The following is a 16445-nucleotide window of genomic DNA, read 5'->3' on the forward strand; positions in this document are numbered from 1 at the left end:
CTGAGCCTTGGGGATCCCTTCCTGTGGCCTTTCCCCCTCTCCCGGGCCAGCATTCGCTTGGCCTGGGTGCCTGGCGTTGGTGCATGAGTACCTGATCTGGCCGGGGGGATCGGAAAAGGTTCTGCAGGAGCTGGTGGCCTTTGCCCCCCAGGCCCCCCTTTACGTCAGTCTCTTCTCCGCTCACACCCTGCCGCCGAGCTGGCAGGAGCTGACAATTCACACCTCCTTTTTGCAAGGCTGGGCCAAGTGGCTGGGGGTGCTGCGCCCTGATTACCATGCCCGCCTCAAGTATCTGCTGCCCTGGATGCCGTTGGCCTATGAGAGCTTCGACCTCTCCGGCTATGACTGTGTGATCTCCAGCAGCCACGCCTTTGCCAAAGGGATCCTGACGGGAGCCTCTACCCTGCACCTGAGCTACATCCACAGCCCCACCCGTTACCTCTGGGAGAACCGGGAGCTGTATCTGCAGCGAGAAGGGCTGGGGAGAAGCGGGCCTGTTGGCGCAATTGGCCAATGGCTGCTGCACCGCTTGCGCCAATGGGATTTTCTGGCAGCTCAACGTCCAGATCTGTTGATCGCCAACTCCCAGCACATTCGCCGCCGCATTGCCAAGCTCTATCGCCGCGAGGCTGTGGTCATTTATCCGCCCGTTCCGCTGCAGGGGTTGGAGCCGGTGGCGGATCCCAGCGCCGATTATGACCTGGTGGCAGGCCGACTGGTGCCCTACAAACGGGTGGATCTGGCGATTGCCGCCTGTGAACGGCTGGGTCGTCGGCTGCTGGTTGTGGGCGAAGGGCCGGAGCTGGCTCGGCTCAAGCGACTGGCGGGGCCGCAGGTGGAGTTTTTGCCCCATCAGCCCCCCGATCGTTTCCGGGAACTGCTAGCCAATTGCCGGCTGCTGCTGTTCCCCTGGGAGGAGGATTTTGGCCTAGTGGCAGTGGAGGCCCAGGCCTGCGGCCGCCCCGTGGTTGCCCTCAACCGGGGAGGTGCCCAAGAGACGGTCATCCACGGCCAAACCGGCATCCTCATTCCCGAGGCCAGTGTGGAAGCGCTGGTGGAAGCGCTGCGGCAGGCGGATCGACAGGAATGGGATCCGCAGCGGATTCGGGCCCATGCTCTGCAATTTGCCCCAGAGCGGTTTCATGCCCAGCTGGGAGCCCTGTTGCGCTGGGCTTGGCCTCGTTTTCAAGCTGGAGAACGGTTGGATCCCCGAGAATGGAGCGCTCAGTAGGGCCGCCGCTGCACAAAAGTCGGCAACTCAATCCGGTTGCGACTGCCCGTTTCCCCTCCTGCCCGTGAAGCGGCCAAAGCGGAGCGTTTCAGGAGCCTTTCTGTCCGTTGGCGCCAGCCGAGCGGGGCACTTTCTTCCCGCTCGTCCAGGGTGAGCGGCGGGATCCCTGGGGTGGGTGTTCTCCAGGTGGTGGCCGGGGAAGGAGCAGACTCGTCAGCCGCGGCAGGAATCCGTTCCTGGGCCCGATGATTCGACCTGGGCTCGACAACCGCTGGCTGAGGGGAAGCGGAGGCCGACTGACGCAGTGTGGCCAGTTGCTCTTCCAGTTCTTGATTGCGCTGCTGCAGCAGGGCCACTTCCTTTTCTTGGGTTTGCGCGTAGGCGTGGGCCTGCACACACTCGGTTTTCAAAGCCATCACCTGCTGCTGCAACTTCTCGATCTGCTTTTGGCTGACCAGATGATGGGCCTCGGCCAGTTCTCGCCCCCGCCGGGCTGCTTCCAGGCTTTCTCGGGTGTCCTGCACCTGCTGCTGAACTTCCTGCCACTGGGCAAGGGTGGGACGCTGGGCCAACTCTTGCATGAGCTGATCCCGCTCGGCTCGCAAAGCACCAAGCTCGCGGGTCAAAGCCTGCACCTGCTCCTCCAGGGCAAGGATTCGCTGCGCCTGTGAGGACTCTGTTTCCCTGAGGTGGGCGGCCTGGGCTGCTTCCGCTTCCAGCTTGGCAATCTGTTGGGCTTGCTCGGCCTGCTGCCGCTGACTCTGCTGCAGCTCTTCCAGCAAGGTGGCCCGCTCGGCCTTGGCAAAAGAGGCCTGTTGGCGCAGATGATCCAGCTCCGCCTGCAAGCGTGCCCATTGCTCTGGGGTAGGACGCTCTTCCAGTTCGCGAATACGTTGCCGGGCGGTGTTCAGGTCAGCTTCCATGTGTGCCTTTTCGGTTTCCAGATGGGTCTTCAAACGCTGCCATTCGGCTTCCGCTTGGCGGTGGGCAGCCTCTAGCTCCGCCCGTAGGGTTTCCAGTTCTTGGGCAGAAGGTCGAGCAGCCAACTCTTGGATTTGCGCTTGCAATTGTGCTTTTTCCTCCTCTAGCTGCTGTACACGGAGCTGCAGTTGGGCTTGCAAAAGCTGCACCTGCGGCAACTTGACGGCGTATTCTCCCAATTGGTTGGCCTGCTGTTTCAGCTCCAGGAGCTCCTGCTGCAGTTGGTAAAATCGGGCCGGATCGACGCGCCGCTGCAATTCCGCCTTGAGGGTTTCAATTTCCGTCTGACTGGTTTGCAACTGCTGCTGCAGAATGTGGTAGTGCTCCAGCGTTGGACGGCGCTCCATTTCCCACAGGAGATTCTGCAGTTCTTCGATGTGCTGTTGCTGAAGCTGAAAAGCCTCTGGGGTAGGGCGCTGGGCCAGCCGCGCTTTCTCCTCTTGACACGCTTGCAAAGCTTGATCCCGCTCTTGAATCTGGGCCTGTGCTTCCAGCAGTTGATGTTCCAGGCGATGGATGCACTCAATCTGCTGCAATGACAGCGCTTCCGATTCGGCGAGGGATCGCTCTAGGTTGCGCACCCGCGCCCGCAAGGCTTTTAGCTCCTCTTCCCCTTCCATATCCAGGCTGCTCGACAGGTTATGGGCCTTACTGTAGCAGATGGTTTGGGCAAAAATCCAGCTTGCCACTATATGTGGCGTGAATTTTTAGTTTTTCTCGAAAAGGACGCTAAGCCTGTTATCCCCACCCTCTATACTGAGAAGGTGAGTTTTCAGATTGAACCCTGTGATGAAGCTGGGATCCAAACCTTGGGGATGGGTGCTGGGCCTGCTGGGTGTGGCCTTGGTCGGTTGTGGTGCCGATGCGCTGACGGCCAGTACTCCGCTGCCGCCTTTGATCACCAGCAGCGATATTCCTTCTGTGGTGAATCGGAACGGCTTTTTGGAGCTGGGGGTCTCGGTATCGGTGCCGGGGCGGATCCCGGCGGAGCTGGCGTTTCAGGTGTCGTGGTCGGGGATTGAGGTGCAGACGCTATCGGCAGCCCAGGTGAATTGTGTGTCTGGAGAGGTGTTCTGTACAACCCGCTTCCGCATTCGTCCTCCCCTGAGCTTGGTGCCCGGCTCCTACCTAGTCAGTTTGCGGGTCTTCGACCGGTTGGGCCAAAGCGCTGTGGTGACCGGGACGGTGCTGGTGAGGGATCCCTGAGGTCGCCCTATCCTTGCCCAGCCTTGAGAAAGCGGTGCGGTTCCCGTTCCCATAAGCATTGCGTAGTAGTAGGTAGCAGTATGAGGTGCCGTAGGCATAGCACCTGATACATTTACGCTGAACACTGCTGAACATCACTGTTCAACTATGCAGCGATAGCATTCTGTTTGTTTCCAAACAGAATGGCGGTATCCCGCGAAGCTTTGAGTAGAATACCCAAAGCGCAGTTTCCGTGTCGTCTTACTACCAATTTTCTGCTTTGCTTTGGCTACCATGTTGGCAGACTCGAAAGTAAACAGAAAGATCAACTGGTAGTAATCCGTACTGAACATATTATACATTATTTTCAGTATAGTTGAGCTTATTATTGACTAGAGTCATGCTCTGCCCAAGCTTTGAATGGGTAAGGGATCCCTTCAGCGCGGGGGAAATACTTTTTGGCGAACATCGTCGGCGAAAGCTTCCACTGCTTCTCGGATCGCCTGTCTCAAATTGGTATAGGCCTTGGCAAAAGGGGGGAGCCGCTCGCTCAGCCCCAGCAGATCGTGGGTGACCAAAATCTGACCATCGCAAGCCGGGCCGGCCCCAATGCCCAAGGTTGGGATCCCCACCTGGGCTGAGATTTGGGCAGCCAATTCCGCCGGCATGTGCTCCAGAACCAGGGCAAATGCCCCTGCTTGTTCCAGGCTGAGGGCCTCTTGTCGCAGACGCTCCGCCTCCGGAGTGGTTTTTCCCTGCTGGCGATAGCCTCCCAGTTGATGTTTGGCCTGCGGAGTAAGGCCGATATGACCCAAAACCGGGATCCCCCGCTGCACCAGAAAGGCCACCGTTTCCACCATGTCGGGGTAGCCCCCCTCCAGCTTGACCCCGTTGACTCCTGCCTCCTTCATCAACCGCCCTGCTGAGAGGAGAGCTTGTTCTTTGTGGACTTGATAAGTCAAGAAGGGCAAGTCGGCCACCAAAAAGGCCCGTTCTACCCCGCGGCGCACCGCCTGGGCGTGATGGAGCATCTGTTCCAGCGTCAGGGGCAGGGTGCTGGTATACCCCAAGTGGGTCATGGCCAAGCTGTCGCCCACCAGGATCAAGTCGATCCCAGCCTGATCCAAAATCTGAGCGGTGGCGTAGTCGGCAGCCGTGAGGGCCACCAAAGGTTGACCCGCCTGTTTGGCCTGGCGAAAGTGGTGAATGGATAGAGCAGCCATATCCCTATGATCTCATCTGGGCGTTCCCGCCAGCGGTGCGGAGCACTTTCCCATCAACCGCATCCCGTGGGGGAAGCAAGCTTGGCTTTGAGGCTGGGAAGAAGCAGGAGACTCGGTTTGCCGTTAAGATAGTAAAGCCCTACAGCAGACTGGAAGGGTGACAGAGTGGTTGATTGTGACGCTCTCGAAAAGCGTTGTGACTGCAAGGTCACCGTGGGTTCGAATCCCACCCCTTCCGTCTTCAGGCATACAGTTTTAGAACGCCTTGCCCAGCTAGGGCCTCTGGGATTTTTGGGGATCCCACCCAAGCCCTTCGCATCAGCGGTGCGGTTCCCCCATAACACTTTGGCATGGAGCCAAGGTCAAGGTTGGATGGGGTTCTTGGCCTTTCTTCTAGAGTCTTATGTTCACCGCTCCTGCTCTCTCTGCCCAACTGCATCCGCTCATTCAGGGCTTATCTGAGGCAATCCTGAACGTTTGGGGATCTACCCTCACCCTAGCCCCCTATCCTCTGCCTGAAGATCTGGGCTACGTGGAAGGCCGCCTAGAGGGTGAGAAATTGCAAATTGAAAACCGCTGCTACCAAGGGGATCCCTTTCGCAAACTGCACCTGGAGCTGGCCCAGGCCGGGCAGAGCCTGGATATCCTCCATTGCGTTATGTTTCCGCAGCCGCAGTACCCGCTGCCGCTGTTCGGTTGCGACATTGTGGTCGGTCGCGGACAGGTGAGCGCCGCCATTGTCGATCTCTCGCCGGTGACCCCCAGCTTGCCCGATCTCTATATCCAGGAGCTGGAAGCGTTGGGATCCCATCTCGTCCCTTTCCAACACCGGCGCCGGTTGCCGGAGTGGGGCACGATTTTTTCTCCCTACTGTCTGTTCGTGCGTCCTGCCGACGAAGCAGAGGCCGAGCGCTTTTTACACTTTGCCTGCCGTTTCCTGGAAATTCACTGCCGGCTGGCGCAGCAGATCCCCCCACAGACGGATCCCGGCCAGATTTTGGCCCACTACCAGGGGCAGCAGCGCTATTGCAGCCAGCAACAGCAGAACGACCGCACCCGCCGCGTTTTGGAAAAAGCTTTTGGCCCCGCCTGGGCAGAGCGCTACATGAACACCGTCCTTTTTGACTTGCCTCCCAGTCCCGTGCAGATCTAGGCGGGATCCCCTTGCAGCCGCTGCTGGATGCTCAACGCCAATTTTTGCCCTAAGAACTCCGGCATGGTTGGAGTTGAATCCGGCCCTAGCAAGTAAAAAATGAAGCGCGTTTGCTTGCGGCGGAGCATCAAATTGAGGTTAACAACGGTCAAATCCTCCTGCGCGAGGGCCGTCATCACCCGGTAGAACACGCCCGGCTGGTTGTCCACATCCACCAAAAGTGTGGGCAAATGAAACACTGGGTCAAAGTAAAAAGAAACCTGCGCCTCTTTCAGGCCGGCCTTGAGATCAAACTCCAGTGCCAAGGTTTCGTGAACGCGAAACACACCCGCCAGGCATTCGTGAATGGCCCGTTCTAGGCTGAGCTTGGTTTGGGAAGAAAGGCTGTGGCCATCGCGGGAGACGATGGTGCGGATAAACACCAGGTGCGGTGAGTAGATCTGCCCATAGAGATGGATGCCGTGCACCGAGAGATTAAAAGCGGTGAACACCCCAAACAGATCGCTGAGCAGAGAAGGTCGGTTGCGGTAGGCCAGACAGACCACCGTCTTGCGACCTTCGTCCTGCATCTGTACCACCGCCTTGCGGGTTTGGTAGAGGGCGTAGGCCAAGCGCAGATTTTGGGCCTGCACCTCGCTGCTGACAAACTGGCTGTAAAAAGGCGGAAAGCTCTGGTTAAAACGCCGCATCAGAGCGGATCGCGTCAGCGGGACGGAGTCCTTGCGGGTGCTGACTTTGAGCGGCTGAAGATCTTCATGGGCAGCCCTCTTCCGCGCTTCCCGATCCCCGGCAACTCCTAGAGAAGCCACCTTGGGCTGGGGAGTGCCCTGCTGTGCTGATTGCTCATCAGTTGACATCGACCTCGCCACCTGCGTTGCTCCTTCTCCATCGTTGCTCAGTACGCCCCAGCCAAACCTCATTTATCCGCAAAATCACTGAGGCTCGAAACGAATGTTGACGCTGTATCCAATTCTTGTCCAATGCTTTTCAGTTCAATTTATCTCATAGGGCTAAGCTGGGCATCTGAGGAGCCAGTGGGGGCATCCCCCAATTGGGGGGATCCTTCCCTTCTTCGCTGCTGAACCGACGCTGTGAGCCTTTCAATCCCAGAATAGCCAGAATAAGCCTAAACTATGAATTGAGCAGAGCGCTGCAATTTTTGATATAAAGTGCCGCATTGAGTGCTGGCCGGCTGGGTGACATGAAGCGCTATCTTGTTGGCCATCACTTTGGTTTTTCCCTAGGTTTGTGAAGAGATCCCTGTGAGCAGGACTGTTGCCGATCCCACCCCATTTTCGCCCGCACAAGCGCCGGATCCCGGTGGAGCCTGGTGGGATCTCAGTCTCATCACTTCCCCTGCCCAAGAAGACCTGATCTTTTGGCGGCTGGAGAGTTTTGGCTGTCGGGGCATGACCAGCCAAGCCTATGGCGAAGATCAGATTTGCATTCACGCCTATTTGCCTTGGCCTCACGTCAGCCTCCTGGATTTGGCAGCCCTCTCCCTGCGCCTGCAGCAAGATGCCCTCATTGCCGGTCAGCGGGTTCCGAAGCTGCGCTGGGAACGCATAGAGGCGGAAGATTGGAGCAGCAGTTGGAAGCAGCACTGGCAGCCCCAATGGGTCGGGGATAAGTTGCTCATTTGTCCGGCCTGGCTGGATCCGCCCCCTCACCCCGGTCGGCACCTGTTGCGGCTGGATCCCGGTATGGCCTTCGGCACGGGCACTCACCCCACCACGCAGCTCTGTCTGGAGTCGCTGGAGATGCGCCTGGAGGGCGGCGGGGGTGCCGAGGGAGTGACTGTGGCCGATGTGGGCTGTGGATCCGGGATTCTGTCGTTGGCGGCGGCCCTGTTGGGGGTGAAGCGGGTGTTTGCGGTGGACATCGACCCCCTGGCGGTGCAAGCCACGATGCACAACCGCGATCTCAACGGCCTGACGGATCGCATTGTGGTCGCTCAGGGCAGCCTGGAGCAGATTCCCGAAATGGTGGATGGGTTGGTGTGCAACATCCTGGCAGATGTGATCCTGGATATGATCCCGGAGTTTCGGCTGGTGGTAAAGGAGGGGGGATGGCTGATCCTCAGCGGCATCCTCATCGAGCAGGCCAAGTTGGTGGCGGAGATGCTGGAGGCCAACGAATGGGTGGTGGCAGCCCTCTGGCGACGGGGGGAGTGGTGTTGTCTGAACGCACGCATGACCTGAGCGCTTTGCCCCGATTGGCGATTGACCCAGCGCAGCGGGATCCCAGCGGTGTTCTCCATTTAACTGGTCTGCAACAGCACTACTTGCAGCGGGTGCGCCGCCTCAGGCCAGGGGATCTCTTTTTGGTTTTGGACGGCTCAGGCAAGCTGTGGGCGGCCCGTTGGCAAGCCCAGGGATCCCAAATTGTGGGCGAGGTGGAGACGCTGCCGCGGGAATTGCCTGTTTTTTTGCATCTGGGCTTGGCGGTGGTCAAAGGGCAGGGGTTTGACGAGGTGCTCCGCCAGGTTACCGAGCTGGGGGCGGCGCGCATTACTCCCCTGCTGACGGAGCGCACCGTGTTGGAACCGGGATCTGGGCGGCAGGAACGCTGGCAAAAAATTGTGCGGGAGGCCGCAGAACAATGTGAGCGGTTGCGCTGGCCTCAGGTCGATCCCCCCACCCCTTGGACAAGTTGGCTGGCGGAGCTGCAAGCCGTTCGCGCTACTCGGACGGAGTCCTTCTGGTGGGGTATAGCCGTGGCGCGCGAGAACGCCCCCCTGCTGGTGCAGGCCCTGCCAAAGCTGCAGATCCCGGCCTTGGCCATAGCCATTGGCCCAGAAGGGGGCTGGACGGTTGCCGAACGTCGGCAGGCTGAGGAATATGGGGGAGTGTCCGTCTCCCTTGGCCCTACCATCTTGCGAGCCACCACCGCCGCTGTTGTTGCCACCAGCCAAATTGCCGCCACCTACTCCTGGTTGGACTCGAGCTTGGATCGGGGTCATTTGGCTCCGCTAGCGACGGGGAGTGTTGTCGCCGATAATCAATAACTAGGCCGTTTGCGTCAGCGGGACGGAGTCCTTTGACGAGAACAGCCATTGGCATAGCAGGCGGCCAGGCCCACCCCAGGGAGGGAGAACGAGAATGGAGATGATCCAGGCGGTGCGGGGCACCCGAGATATTCTGCCGCAGGAGGTGCGGCTCTGGCAGCAGGTGGAAGCCAGCGCCCGAGAGATCCTGGGACGGGCCAACTACCAAGAAATTCGCACCCCCATCCTGGAGTTGACGGAGCTCTTTGCCCGCAGCATTGGCAGTGCCACTGACGTGGTGGGCAAGGAGATGTACTCCTTCAGCACCCGTGGCGAGCAAGAGGTGAGCCTGCGCCCAGAGAACACAGCAGGTGTGGTGCGGGCCTACATCCAGCACGGGCTGCAAACGGCTGGAGATGTGCAACGCCTCTGGTATTGTGGGCCGATGTTTCGCTATGAGCGTCCCCAGGCGGGGCGGCAACGCCAGTTCCACCAGTTGGGGGTAGAGCTGCTGGGCAGCCGGGATCCCCGCGCCGATGCGGAAGTCATCGCCTTGGCCTGGGAGCTGTTGCAAGCGGTGGGGGCGGAGAACCTGAGCTTGCGGCTCAATTCCCTGGGGGATCTGCAGGATCGGCGGGCCTATCGCCAGGCCCTGGTGGACTACCTCACTCCCTTGCGGGAGAAGCTGGATCCTGACTCCCAAGAGCGTCTCACCCGCAACCCGCTGCGCATTCTGGATAGCAAGGATCCCCGCACCCGCGAGATTGCCGAGGGGGCCCCCAAGCTGCCGGATTACCTCGGCCCAGAATCGCGGGCTTTCTTCGAGCAGGTGCAAGCTCACCTGCAGATGTTGGATATTCCCTACCAGTTGGATCCCTACTTGGTGCGGGGCCTGGACTACTACACCGACACCGCCTTTGAGATCGTCTCACCTGACTTGGGATCCCAGAGTACCGTCTGTGGGGGTGGTCGCTACGACGGCTTGGTGGAAGAGCTGGGCGGACCTTCTACCCCAGCGGTGGGCTGGGCCGTCGGCATGGAGCGGCTGGTGCTGCTGTTGCAAAAGAAACAAGGGGAGGCTCCGCCAGCACCGGTCGAGGTTTACGTGATCTCCCGTGGGGCGAAGGCTGAGGCCCAATCCCTCCGGATCGCTCAAGCGCTGCGCCGAGCCGGTTTCTGCACCGAGCTGGATCTGAGCGGCAGCGCCTTTGGCAAGCAGTTCAAACGGGCCAGCCGCAGCGGCGCAACTTGGGCTGTTGTGCTAGGGGATGCGGAAGCTGCAGCCGGAGAGGTACAGCTTAAGCACCTGCCTACAGGGCAACAGCAAACCCTTTTGCAAGCCGATCTGGTTAAGTATCTGGCATCCCATTCGGGTCAGCAGTGCGGAGCACCTAAGGTGATGGAGCTATGTTAAATTTCTGGGTTCGGCGGGACGGCCAGGAAGACTGGCAGCCAGTACCAGCCGAGGGAGCAGTTCTGGAAGAAGATACCTACACCATTGTTGCCCGTTCGCCCCAGCCCCACTTCACCATCACGGTGGAAGTCCGGCAGCGTCCTCTAGGGCCACAGAATCAGGGCCCCAACACCGGCACGACTCCTCCACAGGTCCAAACCCGTTCTGTGCGCACCAACGATGAAGGGATCGGCATTATTTTGCCTGCCAGCCGCCTCACCCCTGGGTTTTGGGAATTGCACTGCCGAGATGCCGACTTGATCGCAGAACTGTTCGGTGAAACCGAGTTGGACAATTGTCTCCGTTTTCAGGTTGTGCCTGCCCCTCTGGAGCCGGAACGAGGGATCCCTGCCCCGGTGGCTGAAGAGGCCGGGTTTGAGCCCCCCCAGAAAAAAGAGGTCGCCATCCCGCCAGAGCTGTTTTCCCTAATGCACAGTGAATTGGAGGGATCCCCGGAGGAGGTGCTGGTGTTGACGGGGCGGATCGGCTGCAGCGGCGAGCTGCGGGTACAGGTTTGGCCAGAAGGGGAGGAGAGGCCGCTTTTCCAGGGACAACGGCAAATTCAACTCCCGGCGGGGGCGCGGACGGCGGTGTTCAGCATCCCCATCACCCTGCCCAGCCAAGTGTGGGCCCGTCCTTTACGGGGAGAACTGGCCCTTACTCCCTCCTCCTGGTGGGATCCAGAGCCGTCGCCTCAGACCCTGACCATCCCCTTTTCCATTCGCTGTCGCAGCCAAGAGGCAGGACTTCTTGGCGCAGGGATCCCCCTCCCGCAGCAGCAAGAGGAAGAGAGGCTGGCCGATGCTGCCAGTCCTGCCTCGACCGCAACCCTGCTCTCTCCCGAACGAACCTTGCAAAAGCTGCTGCGCATCTGGCAGCACAGTGCTCCTGCTGGAGGGGATCCCGGCTCGACTCAGCCGGCAGAGCCCTCTGCTAAGGCCGCACCCGAACCTAACCCCCAGCCTGCGGCGCCGATTTCCCCTCTTCCCTCACCCCCCCAAGCTGAGCCAATGGGCGAGGATGCCGCCCTGCCAGCCCCAGCAGGGAGCCCGGCCACCCCACCTCCGCCTGCATTCGCCCTGCCTGCCACCAGCAAGGACACCAAAAACTCGCCCCCGCCGCCAGAAGTGTGCCCGGCGCCACAACTGCTGGTGCCTGAGCAATTGCGAGCGGGCGACAATTTCGATGTGGTGCTGCGTTTGCCGGCCTTGGCCCCTGCCTCCGCCGCCGGCGCCGCCTCCCAGCCACCTTATTGGATCAAGTTTTGGGTCAAGCATGGCCGCACTCGCTCTTTGGTGGATGGCCCCCGTTGGTTGCTGGACTTCTCCCGTGACGAGCAGGGGCAGTGGCAAGCCCTCACCCGCATGACCATCCCTCCCGGAGTCCCTGAGCTGATCTTTGAAGCTTGGGCCGTCAGCCCGGATCGTCAGCAGCAGAGTGACCGAGTTACAGAGCGCCGCTCCATACTGCCTTGAAGCCTGGCTCAGTCGCTGTCTTGGACGGAACGCACCATCAGCACGGGGCAGCCGATGTGAACCCGCACATAGTCAGAGATGGAACGCCCCAACAGCCGATCCAAATCGGGAATGCTGCGGGCAATGGTAGGTCGGCGGTCAGGGGATCCCATCACCAGCAGATCGGCCTTGCTTTCTTCAGCCAGGCGGACAATCTCCGTAGCCGGATCCCCGACGGCAGTTAACACTTGGTGGCCGATTTGCCGGTTTTTGAGGATGTCGATTGCCCGATCTAGAGCCTCATCTCTACCTGGGTTGTCGGCATCCAACTGCACAGAGGCCAGGAAGATCTGGGCCCCTTGAATGCCGGAGATCAAGTCAAGGGCCGTGGCAAAGGCGGCCTGGGCAGCGGGGGAGTTGTTGAGGGCCACCATGACATGGCTGGGGTATTTGACGTAGGCGTCGTCTTTGACCAGCAGCATTGGGCAGGAGGCGAGCTGGAACACATATTGGCTCACCGAGTTCTGCAAAATGGCCATGATGCGGTTGCGCCCCCGGGATCCCATCACAATCAGCGGATTGGGCAGGGACTCGGCCACCTGCAGCACCACCACCTTGGGATCCCCTTCCACCAGTTGCGTGCTGATCTTTAGCCCTGGGCGGGGGGGGAAAGTCTGCAGGGTTTGGGCCAGCAGTTCCTGCCCCTTTTGCCAGGCAGCCCGCATCTCCTCGGCAGAGGTCTGGGAAGGCACCGCATGCAGCAATGTCACGTGGCACTGGGCAAAGGCCGGCAGAGACAGAAGGGTATGCACCATTTGCTCAGTGGGGCCGCTGCCGTCGATAGCGGCAATGAGGTTCTCAAATCGAGGCATGGGATCCGTTCTCCGGGCCGTAGTTTGCCAAGACTCATCCTAGATCTGCCCCTGCGGATCCCTGTTACCGTAGGGGATGTCCTGCAACATTTTGTTGGGTTTCAGTAACTTAGCCACACATAGCCGGTGAAGCCGCCGCCGGCATTGGTGTTGCGACCGGCCAGGAACTGAAACCCTCCCAAGCCCAGCGTTAACCCTCCCTCCAACCGCCAGTTGAGCTGGCCCGAAAGCTTGAGGTTGTCGTAGTCGGGATCCTGAACCGCCAAATCTCCAAACAGCAAAGGTGCACCGTTGCCCAAGGTAAAATCTCCATCCAAAGCCAGGATGGCCTGCAGCTCAGGAGTCAAATCGGCCCCAAGGGTTAAGTTGGCCTTGAGGCGATCGCCGGGATAGCCCAAGTAATCTCGGAACGTGAGGCAGGAGTCGAAAAAGGCGGGCAGGGATCCCAACTGGGTATTGGCCGCCACCCCAACTTTGAGATCGTAGCCGAAAACACCGTACCCCAAGGGCAGGGGGATGTCTCGGGTGGCGTATCCCGGCGGGATCAAGGCCGTCAATTGGGCCGAAAGGAAGGGATCCCCGTTCCCCCAAGTATGGCGCAGGCCCAGTTCCAGATCCCGCAGGCCCTGGTTGCGCTGGGTAACGGTGTCAGCCCCGCTGGCAAAGCGATTTTCGATGAAAACGTAGCTGGTGTTGAGGTTGAGAGTGAGCTGATCGCTAAGGCCAGTCTCGGCGAAAAGGTTGAGGCGGGTTTCTCCGTACTCCGAAAGGGCCGGCTGCAGGCGTCCCCCCTGATCAAAGCGGGTGCGAGGCCGATAGACCTCCGGCTGCAGCGAAAAAAAAGTCTTGCCGGCACCGCGGGGAAAACCGCATCCTGCCCAGGCCGGCAGCTCCGGCGGCATTGCACTAACCACTAGACTCGCCAGCAGGCTTGCCCTTAGAAATCTCAGCTTCTCCATGGCAGGGATCCCGGCAGTTTCAGGGGGATTGTATCCCCAGGATCAAGCTCTGGGCCAAGATCCGGGACAAAACCGGCTTTGGAACGACTGCTAACTATGAGGTGGCAGCCGGTAGGCCCACCTGTGCCCGGAATTGGCGAGCGGCGGTCAGCGCTCCGAAGGGATCCCCCTTATACAGGCCGTAGTGCATGAGAGAAAAGCGCCGCAGCCCCAGTTGAGACACTTCCTGCAGCCACTCCGGCTGGCTCATGAGCTGAAAGTCTGTATGGACGGTGTCGGCCCGTCCGCCGCTGGGGTGCTTGTCCTTAATCGATGGCTCGTAGTGGGCCAACATCAGGTTGGAGTGGATGGGGGAAAACAGGCGGCAACAGAGGCGGATCTGCTCCGGGTTACCGGGATCCGGGCCGTTCAACTCTGGATTAAACTCTCCGGGCCGCCGCTGGCGCATCGACTGGAAGGCGATCCCGTCCATTTGGCTCATAGTCTCGGCAAAGGGCTCCACCATGCTGCGGCCTGCCCCCTGGGAAGGGTCGTCAAAGGTGGCAATCCAGCCCCCCCAGCACAGGGCTACTTCGGCTGCCGGCAGCCGCTCCTTGATGGCTTGGCGGGCTGTGAGGACATTGCGCATTAGGGCTTGGTAGTAGAAAGCAGTGTCGGCGTTGTAGGTATCTGCTGGGATCCGCCAATAGGAAAACTCAGTAGCCAAGCTCCAGTAGGTGGGGCGGCCCTGAGGATTGGCTTGGGCAATATAGCCCGCCAGCTCGGCCACGTCCTCCACAAATTGCGGGGAGATGTGATAGTCGCCGCAGGGGCGGTGGGTGTCGTCTTCCCAGGTGATGATGTGGAGGGTATAGCCCCGCTCAAACCACTGCCGCAAAAGCCCGGCCTGGTGCCAGTTGCGCCAAAAGGAGAGATCCCCCTGGCGGTGATCAAAGCTGTTCAGCCAGCCGCTCAGGAAATGGGGATCCCACCCCTGCGCCACTGCCGCCACCTGCGGATCCGACTCGATTTCCCAGAGGAAGCGACCGGGATCCTCGCCAATGCCCACCTGCCAGCGGGCCAGCAGCTCTGACAAGTTCATGCTTCCCGTCTCGGCATTTTCCGGGCTGCGACTCCCCTGCTGACTCAAAAACTCCTGGCCACAGCCGGCAACCCCATAGGCAGCCAGCAGCGCTCCGCCCGCTTGCAGCACCTGTCGCCGCTGCCAGGATCGTCTCCTTTTCATCTCCTCTCCTCCTGCGGTTCCTCTTGGTGTTGGCGAGCCCACAGCCGCACTTGGGGGGAGCTATAAACCTCCCTGAAGCCCGGCAGCCCCTCAAAATTGAGCTCAGGCCAAAATTGCAGGATGCGATCGGCGCTCTGCAAGGGATCCGCCAGCCCCGCTACCAAGAGGTAGTCCACCCTTTCCTGGGGATGCTGAAGGGCCAGGGCAAACTCGTACTGGTGAGGAGTAAGGAAAGAGCGGGGATCCCTTGCCCAAAAGATAGCCTCAAAGTGGATGTCGTCGTCCACCAGCACTTTTTGTCCGGGCAACAGGTGGCGATAGAGATACTGCCCAACCTGGCGCTTTTCCTGCCGCAGCCTCCGCCAGTCTTCTAGGGCTTGCCCAGCAGAGGTTACTTCATACAGGTTTTGGGCAGCTTCCAACTCGCCACTAAGGGGCACTACCCCTGCCACCAGCCGCTCCCAGAGATCCCGCTCCTCGGCCACCAGGGGCATGAAGAAACCCGGCTCTTGGCTCACCCCATAACCGGCAGTGAGGCAGTTCAACCCCAAGAGGGCAGTGATCAACAGGCGCTTAGCCCAGCCGGGGCCGGCTCCGCGACACAAGTAGGCGCCCATCAGCAAAGGCAGCGGCACCCAGAAAAGGCCAAAGCGGCTCAGCTCCCGCAAAAACAGCCCCTGCCCTAGAGAAGCCAGCAGGATGACCAGCGGCATCCCCCAGACCAGAGCCCATACCCAGCGACCCGGGCCTCGGCCCAGCAGGGATCCCAGCCCCAACAGCAGATAGGCAGGGGCCAGCACCGCCAGCCATTTCCCAGCCTCCAGCACCCCCCGCCAGCCACCCGCCTGCTGCAAGTCTTCCCGCAATTGCGGCAGCCGCAGACCGCTGCCCACCTGGTAGGTGAAAGCCCAGGGATCCCCTACCGACAGCCAATTCACATACAGCCAGCTCAGGATCAAGGCTAGGCTGACAAAGCCGGCCACCAACAGCGAGGCCCAGCGAAACCCCCAGACTTCTCGGCGAAAGGCCACCAGCAGCAGCATCCCCGCCCAGGGCAGCAGCCATCCGCTTTCCCAGCGCAGCACCATCAGGGGCCCCAGCGCCAGCCCAACGAGCAGCAGCCTCAGGGTAATAGGCAGCTCATCCCCTGCCGCCACTGACTTCCCCGCTGCTCGTTTCTCGTCAGCCAGGGGAAACAACAAGGCCATGTTTACCCCCAGCAAAAGCGAGGTGGCCGTCCAAGCGGGGCTGCGCAGCAGCATCAAGATCAAAGTCGGCTGCACCACCATCAACAAACCCCACAGCCAGCACCATCCCACCTCCACCGGCAAACGGCGTAACTGCCGCCACACCCAGCCCAGCAGCAAAGAGCCCAAGATGGTCTGCAGCAACAGCGGGGATCGTCCCAGAATGGCCGTAGCCAGCACCAGCAAGGGAGGAAAGGTGGTGCCCACAATGGGCAGGCGCGGATCCGGCCCCAAAACCGCCACGGATCCCTTATAGCCAAGAAACTGCATCTCCAAGCTCACCCAGCTCCAGCCTTCCTTCAAACCCCACAGAAGGCTAGCCAGCAGCAGAAACAGGATCCCGGTAGACCCGAAGAGCCGCAAGAAAGCCCTGAGCCTGTTGAGAAACATGGGTTACTTCAGTAGCTTCAAGAATTTAGAATTAATTGGAGATTAATTGGAGGGTAACTGGTTAAATCGCCAATCGAGCCTCAAGA

The 16445-nt window shown here is 60.3% G+C and carries 14 protein-coding genes, 1 tRNA gene and 1 pseudogene; 8 read left to right on the top strand and 8 right to left on the bottom strand.

All coding sequences use genetic code 11. The features are described from left to right. The first annotated feature begins 79 nt into the window (after nucleotides 1-79). Nucleotides 80-1231, top strand: a complete 1152-nt coding sequence (locus tag ACVWXZ_RS01940; protein ID WP_457482090.1) for a glycosyltransferase — start codon at nucleotides 80-82, stop codon at nucleotides 1229-1231. On the opposite strand, the gene ACVWXZ_RS01945 is transcribed toward ACVWXZ_RS01940, so the two are convergent. Further along, nucleotides 1225-2901, bottom strand: a complete 1677-nt coding sequence (locus tag ACVWXZ_RS01945) for a hypothetical protein (protein WP_457482079.1) — start codon at nucleotides 2899-2901, stop codon at nucleotides 1225-1227. The two genes, ACVWXZ_RS01940 and ACVWXZ_RS01945, sit on opposite strands and share 7 nt — an antisense overlap. Nucleotides 2902-2998: 97 nt before the next feature. On the opposite strand from ACVWXZ_RS01945, the gene ACVWXZ_RS01950 reads away from it, so the two are divergent. Further along, entirely contained in the window at nucleotides 2999-3418 is a 420-nt protein-coding gene (locus ACVWXZ_RS01950; protein ID WP_457482091.1) for a hypothetical protein, read from the top strand. A gap of 145 nt (nucleotides 3419-3563) precedes the next feature. Here ACVWXZ_RS01950 and ACVWXZ_RS01955 read toward each other — a convergent pair. Continuing rightward, nucleotides 3564-3747 (bottom strand): annotated as a pseudogene (locus tag ACVWXZ_RS01955) (hypothetical protein); the annotation flags it as partial. Nucleotides 3748-3834: 87 nt separating this feature from the next. Further along, entirely contained in the window at nucleotides 3835-4620 is a 786-nt protein-coding gene (gene panB / locus ACVWXZ_RS01960) for a 3-methyl-2-oxobutanoate hydroxymethyltransferase (protein ID WP_011432343.1), read from the bottom strand. 151 nt (nucleotides 4621-4771) lie between these two features. On the opposite strand from panB, the gene ACVWXZ_RS01965 reads away from it, so the two are divergent. After that, nucleotides 4772-4858, top strand: a tRNA-Ser gene (locus ACVWXZ_RS01965). A gap of 165 nt (nucleotides 4859-5023) precedes the next feature. Then, nucleotides 5024-5773, top strand: a complete 750-nt coding sequence (locus tag ACVWXZ_RS01970) for a phycocyanobilin:ferredoxin oxidoreductase (RefSeq protein ID WP_414344751.1) — start codon at nucleotides 5024-5026, stop codon at nucleotides 5771-5773. Here the strand turns inward: ACVWXZ_RS01970 and ACVWXZ_RS01975 are convergent. Then, on the bottom strand, nucleotides 5770-6630 hold the full coding sequence (locus ACVWXZ_RS01975; protein ID WP_457402330.1) for a hypothetical protein: 861 nt from the start codon (nucleotides 6628-6630) through the stop codon (nucleotides 5770-5772). The two genes, ACVWXZ_RS01970 and ACVWXZ_RS01975, sit on opposite strands and share 4 nt — an antisense overlap. Nucleotides 6631-7035: 405 nt before the next feature. Between ACVWXZ_RS01975 and prmA the strand changes: the two genes are divergently transcribed. From prmA to ACVWXZ_RS01995, 4 genes are all read left to right on the top strand, one after another. Then, nucleotides 7036-7974, top strand: coding sequence for a 50S ribosomal protein L11 methyltransferase (prmA, locus tag ACVWXZ_RS01980; protein ID WP_457402328.1), 939 nt, complete (start codon nucleotides 7036-7038; stop codon nucleotides 7972-7974). Next, entirely contained in the window at nucleotides 7947-8780 is an 834-nt protein-coding gene (locus tag ACVWXZ_RS01985; RefSeq protein WP_414418843.1) for a 16S rRNA (uracil(1498)-N(3))-methyltransferase, read from the top strand. Before prmA ends, ACVWXZ_RS01985 begins: the two co-directional genes overlap by 28 nt. A 94-nt stretch (nucleotides 8781-8874) precedes the next feature. Next, nucleotides 8875-10173 carry a histidine--tRNA ligase gene (hisS, locus tag ACVWXZ_RS01990; RefSeq protein WP_011432337.1) on the top strand — a complete coding sequence of 433 codons (1299 nt, stop codon included), beginning with the start codon at nucleotides 8875-8877 and terminating at the stop codon, nucleotides 10171-10173. Then, nucleotides 10167-11687, top strand: a complete 1521-nt coding sequence (locus tag ACVWXZ_RS01995; protein ID WP_011432336.1) for a hypothetical protein — start codon at nucleotides 10167-10169, stop codon at nucleotides 11685-11687. The genes hisS and ACVWXZ_RS01995 overlap by 7 nt, the downstream gene beginning before the upstream one ends. Nucleotides 11688-11695: 8 nt before the next feature. On the opposite strand, the gene ACVWXZ_RS02000 is transcribed toward ACVWXZ_RS01995, so the two are convergent. The 4 genes from ACVWXZ_RS02000 to ACVWXZ_RS02015 all read right to left on the bottom strand — a co-directional run bounded on the left by ACVWXZ_RS02000 (nucleotide 11696) and on the right by ACVWXZ_RS02015 (nucleotide 16359). Next, on the bottom strand, nucleotides 11696-12538 hold the full coding sequence (locus ACVWXZ_RS02000; RefSeq protein WP_011432335.1) for a universal stress protein: 843 nt from the start codon (nucleotides 12536-12538) through the stop codon (nucleotides 11696-11698). 101 nt (nucleotides 12539-12639) lie between these two features. Continuing rightward, the gene (locus ACVWXZ_RS02005) at nucleotides 12640-13452 is read right to left on the bottom strand and encodes a hypothetical protein (protein WP_457482080.1); all 813 of its coding nucleotides are present in this window, start codon (nucleotides 13450-13452) and stop codon (nucleotides 12640-12642) included. A 139-nt stretch (nucleotides 13453-13591) separates the two neighbouring features. After that, entirely contained in the window at nucleotides 13592-14722 is a 1131-nt protein-coding gene (locus ACVWXZ_RS02010) for a hypothetical protein (protein WP_457402321.1), read from the bottom strand. Beyond that, nucleotides 14719-16359, bottom strand: a complete 1641-nt coding sequence (locus ACVWXZ_RS02015) for a hypothetical protein (RefSeq protein WP_457402320.1) — start codon at nucleotides 16357-16359, stop codon at nucleotides 14719-14721. The genes ACVWXZ_RS02010 and ACVWXZ_RS02015 overlap by 4 nt, the downstream gene beginning before the upstream one ends. Nucleotides 16360-16445 lie beyond the last annotated feature (86 nt).

It is taken from the genome of Thermostichus sp. MS-CIW-38, from assembly GCF_054058415.1.

Bases quoted from the DNA above. Each gene is read 5' to 3' on its own strand.
- panB (WP_011432343.1), bottom strand. From the start codon at position 4,620: ATGGCTGCTCTATCCATTCACCACTTTCGCCAGGCCAAACAGGCGGGT.
- ACVWXZ_RS01970 (WP_414344751.1), top strand. From the start codon at position 5,024: ATGTTCACCGCTCCTGCTCTCTCTGCCCAACTGCATCCGCTCATTCAG.
- ACVWXZ_RS01975 (WP_457402330.1), bottom strand. From the start codon at position 6,630: ATGTCAACTGATGAGCAATCAGCACAGCAGGGCACTCCCCAGCCCAAG.
- hisS (WP_011432337.1), top strand. From the start codon at position 8,875: ATGGAGATGATCCAGGCGGTGCGGGGCACCCGAGATATTCTGCCGCAG.
- ACVWXZ_RS01995 (WP_011432336.1), top strand. From the start codon at position 10,167: ATGTTAAATTTCTGGGTTCGGCGGGACGGCCAGGAAGACTGGCAGCCA.
- ACVWXZ_RS02000 (WP_011432335.1), bottom strand. From the start codon at position 12,538: ATGCCTCGATTTGAGAACCTCATTGCCGCTATCGACGGCAGCGGCCCC.
- ACVWXZ_RS02010 (WP_457402321.1), bottom strand. From the start codon at position 14,722: ATGAAAAGGAGACGATCCTGGCAGCGGCGACAGGTGCTGCAAGCGGGC.
- ACVWXZ_RS02015 (WP_457402320.1), bottom strand. From the start codon at position 16,359: ATGTTTCTCAACAGGCTCAGGGCTTTCTTGCGGCTCTTCGGGTCTACC.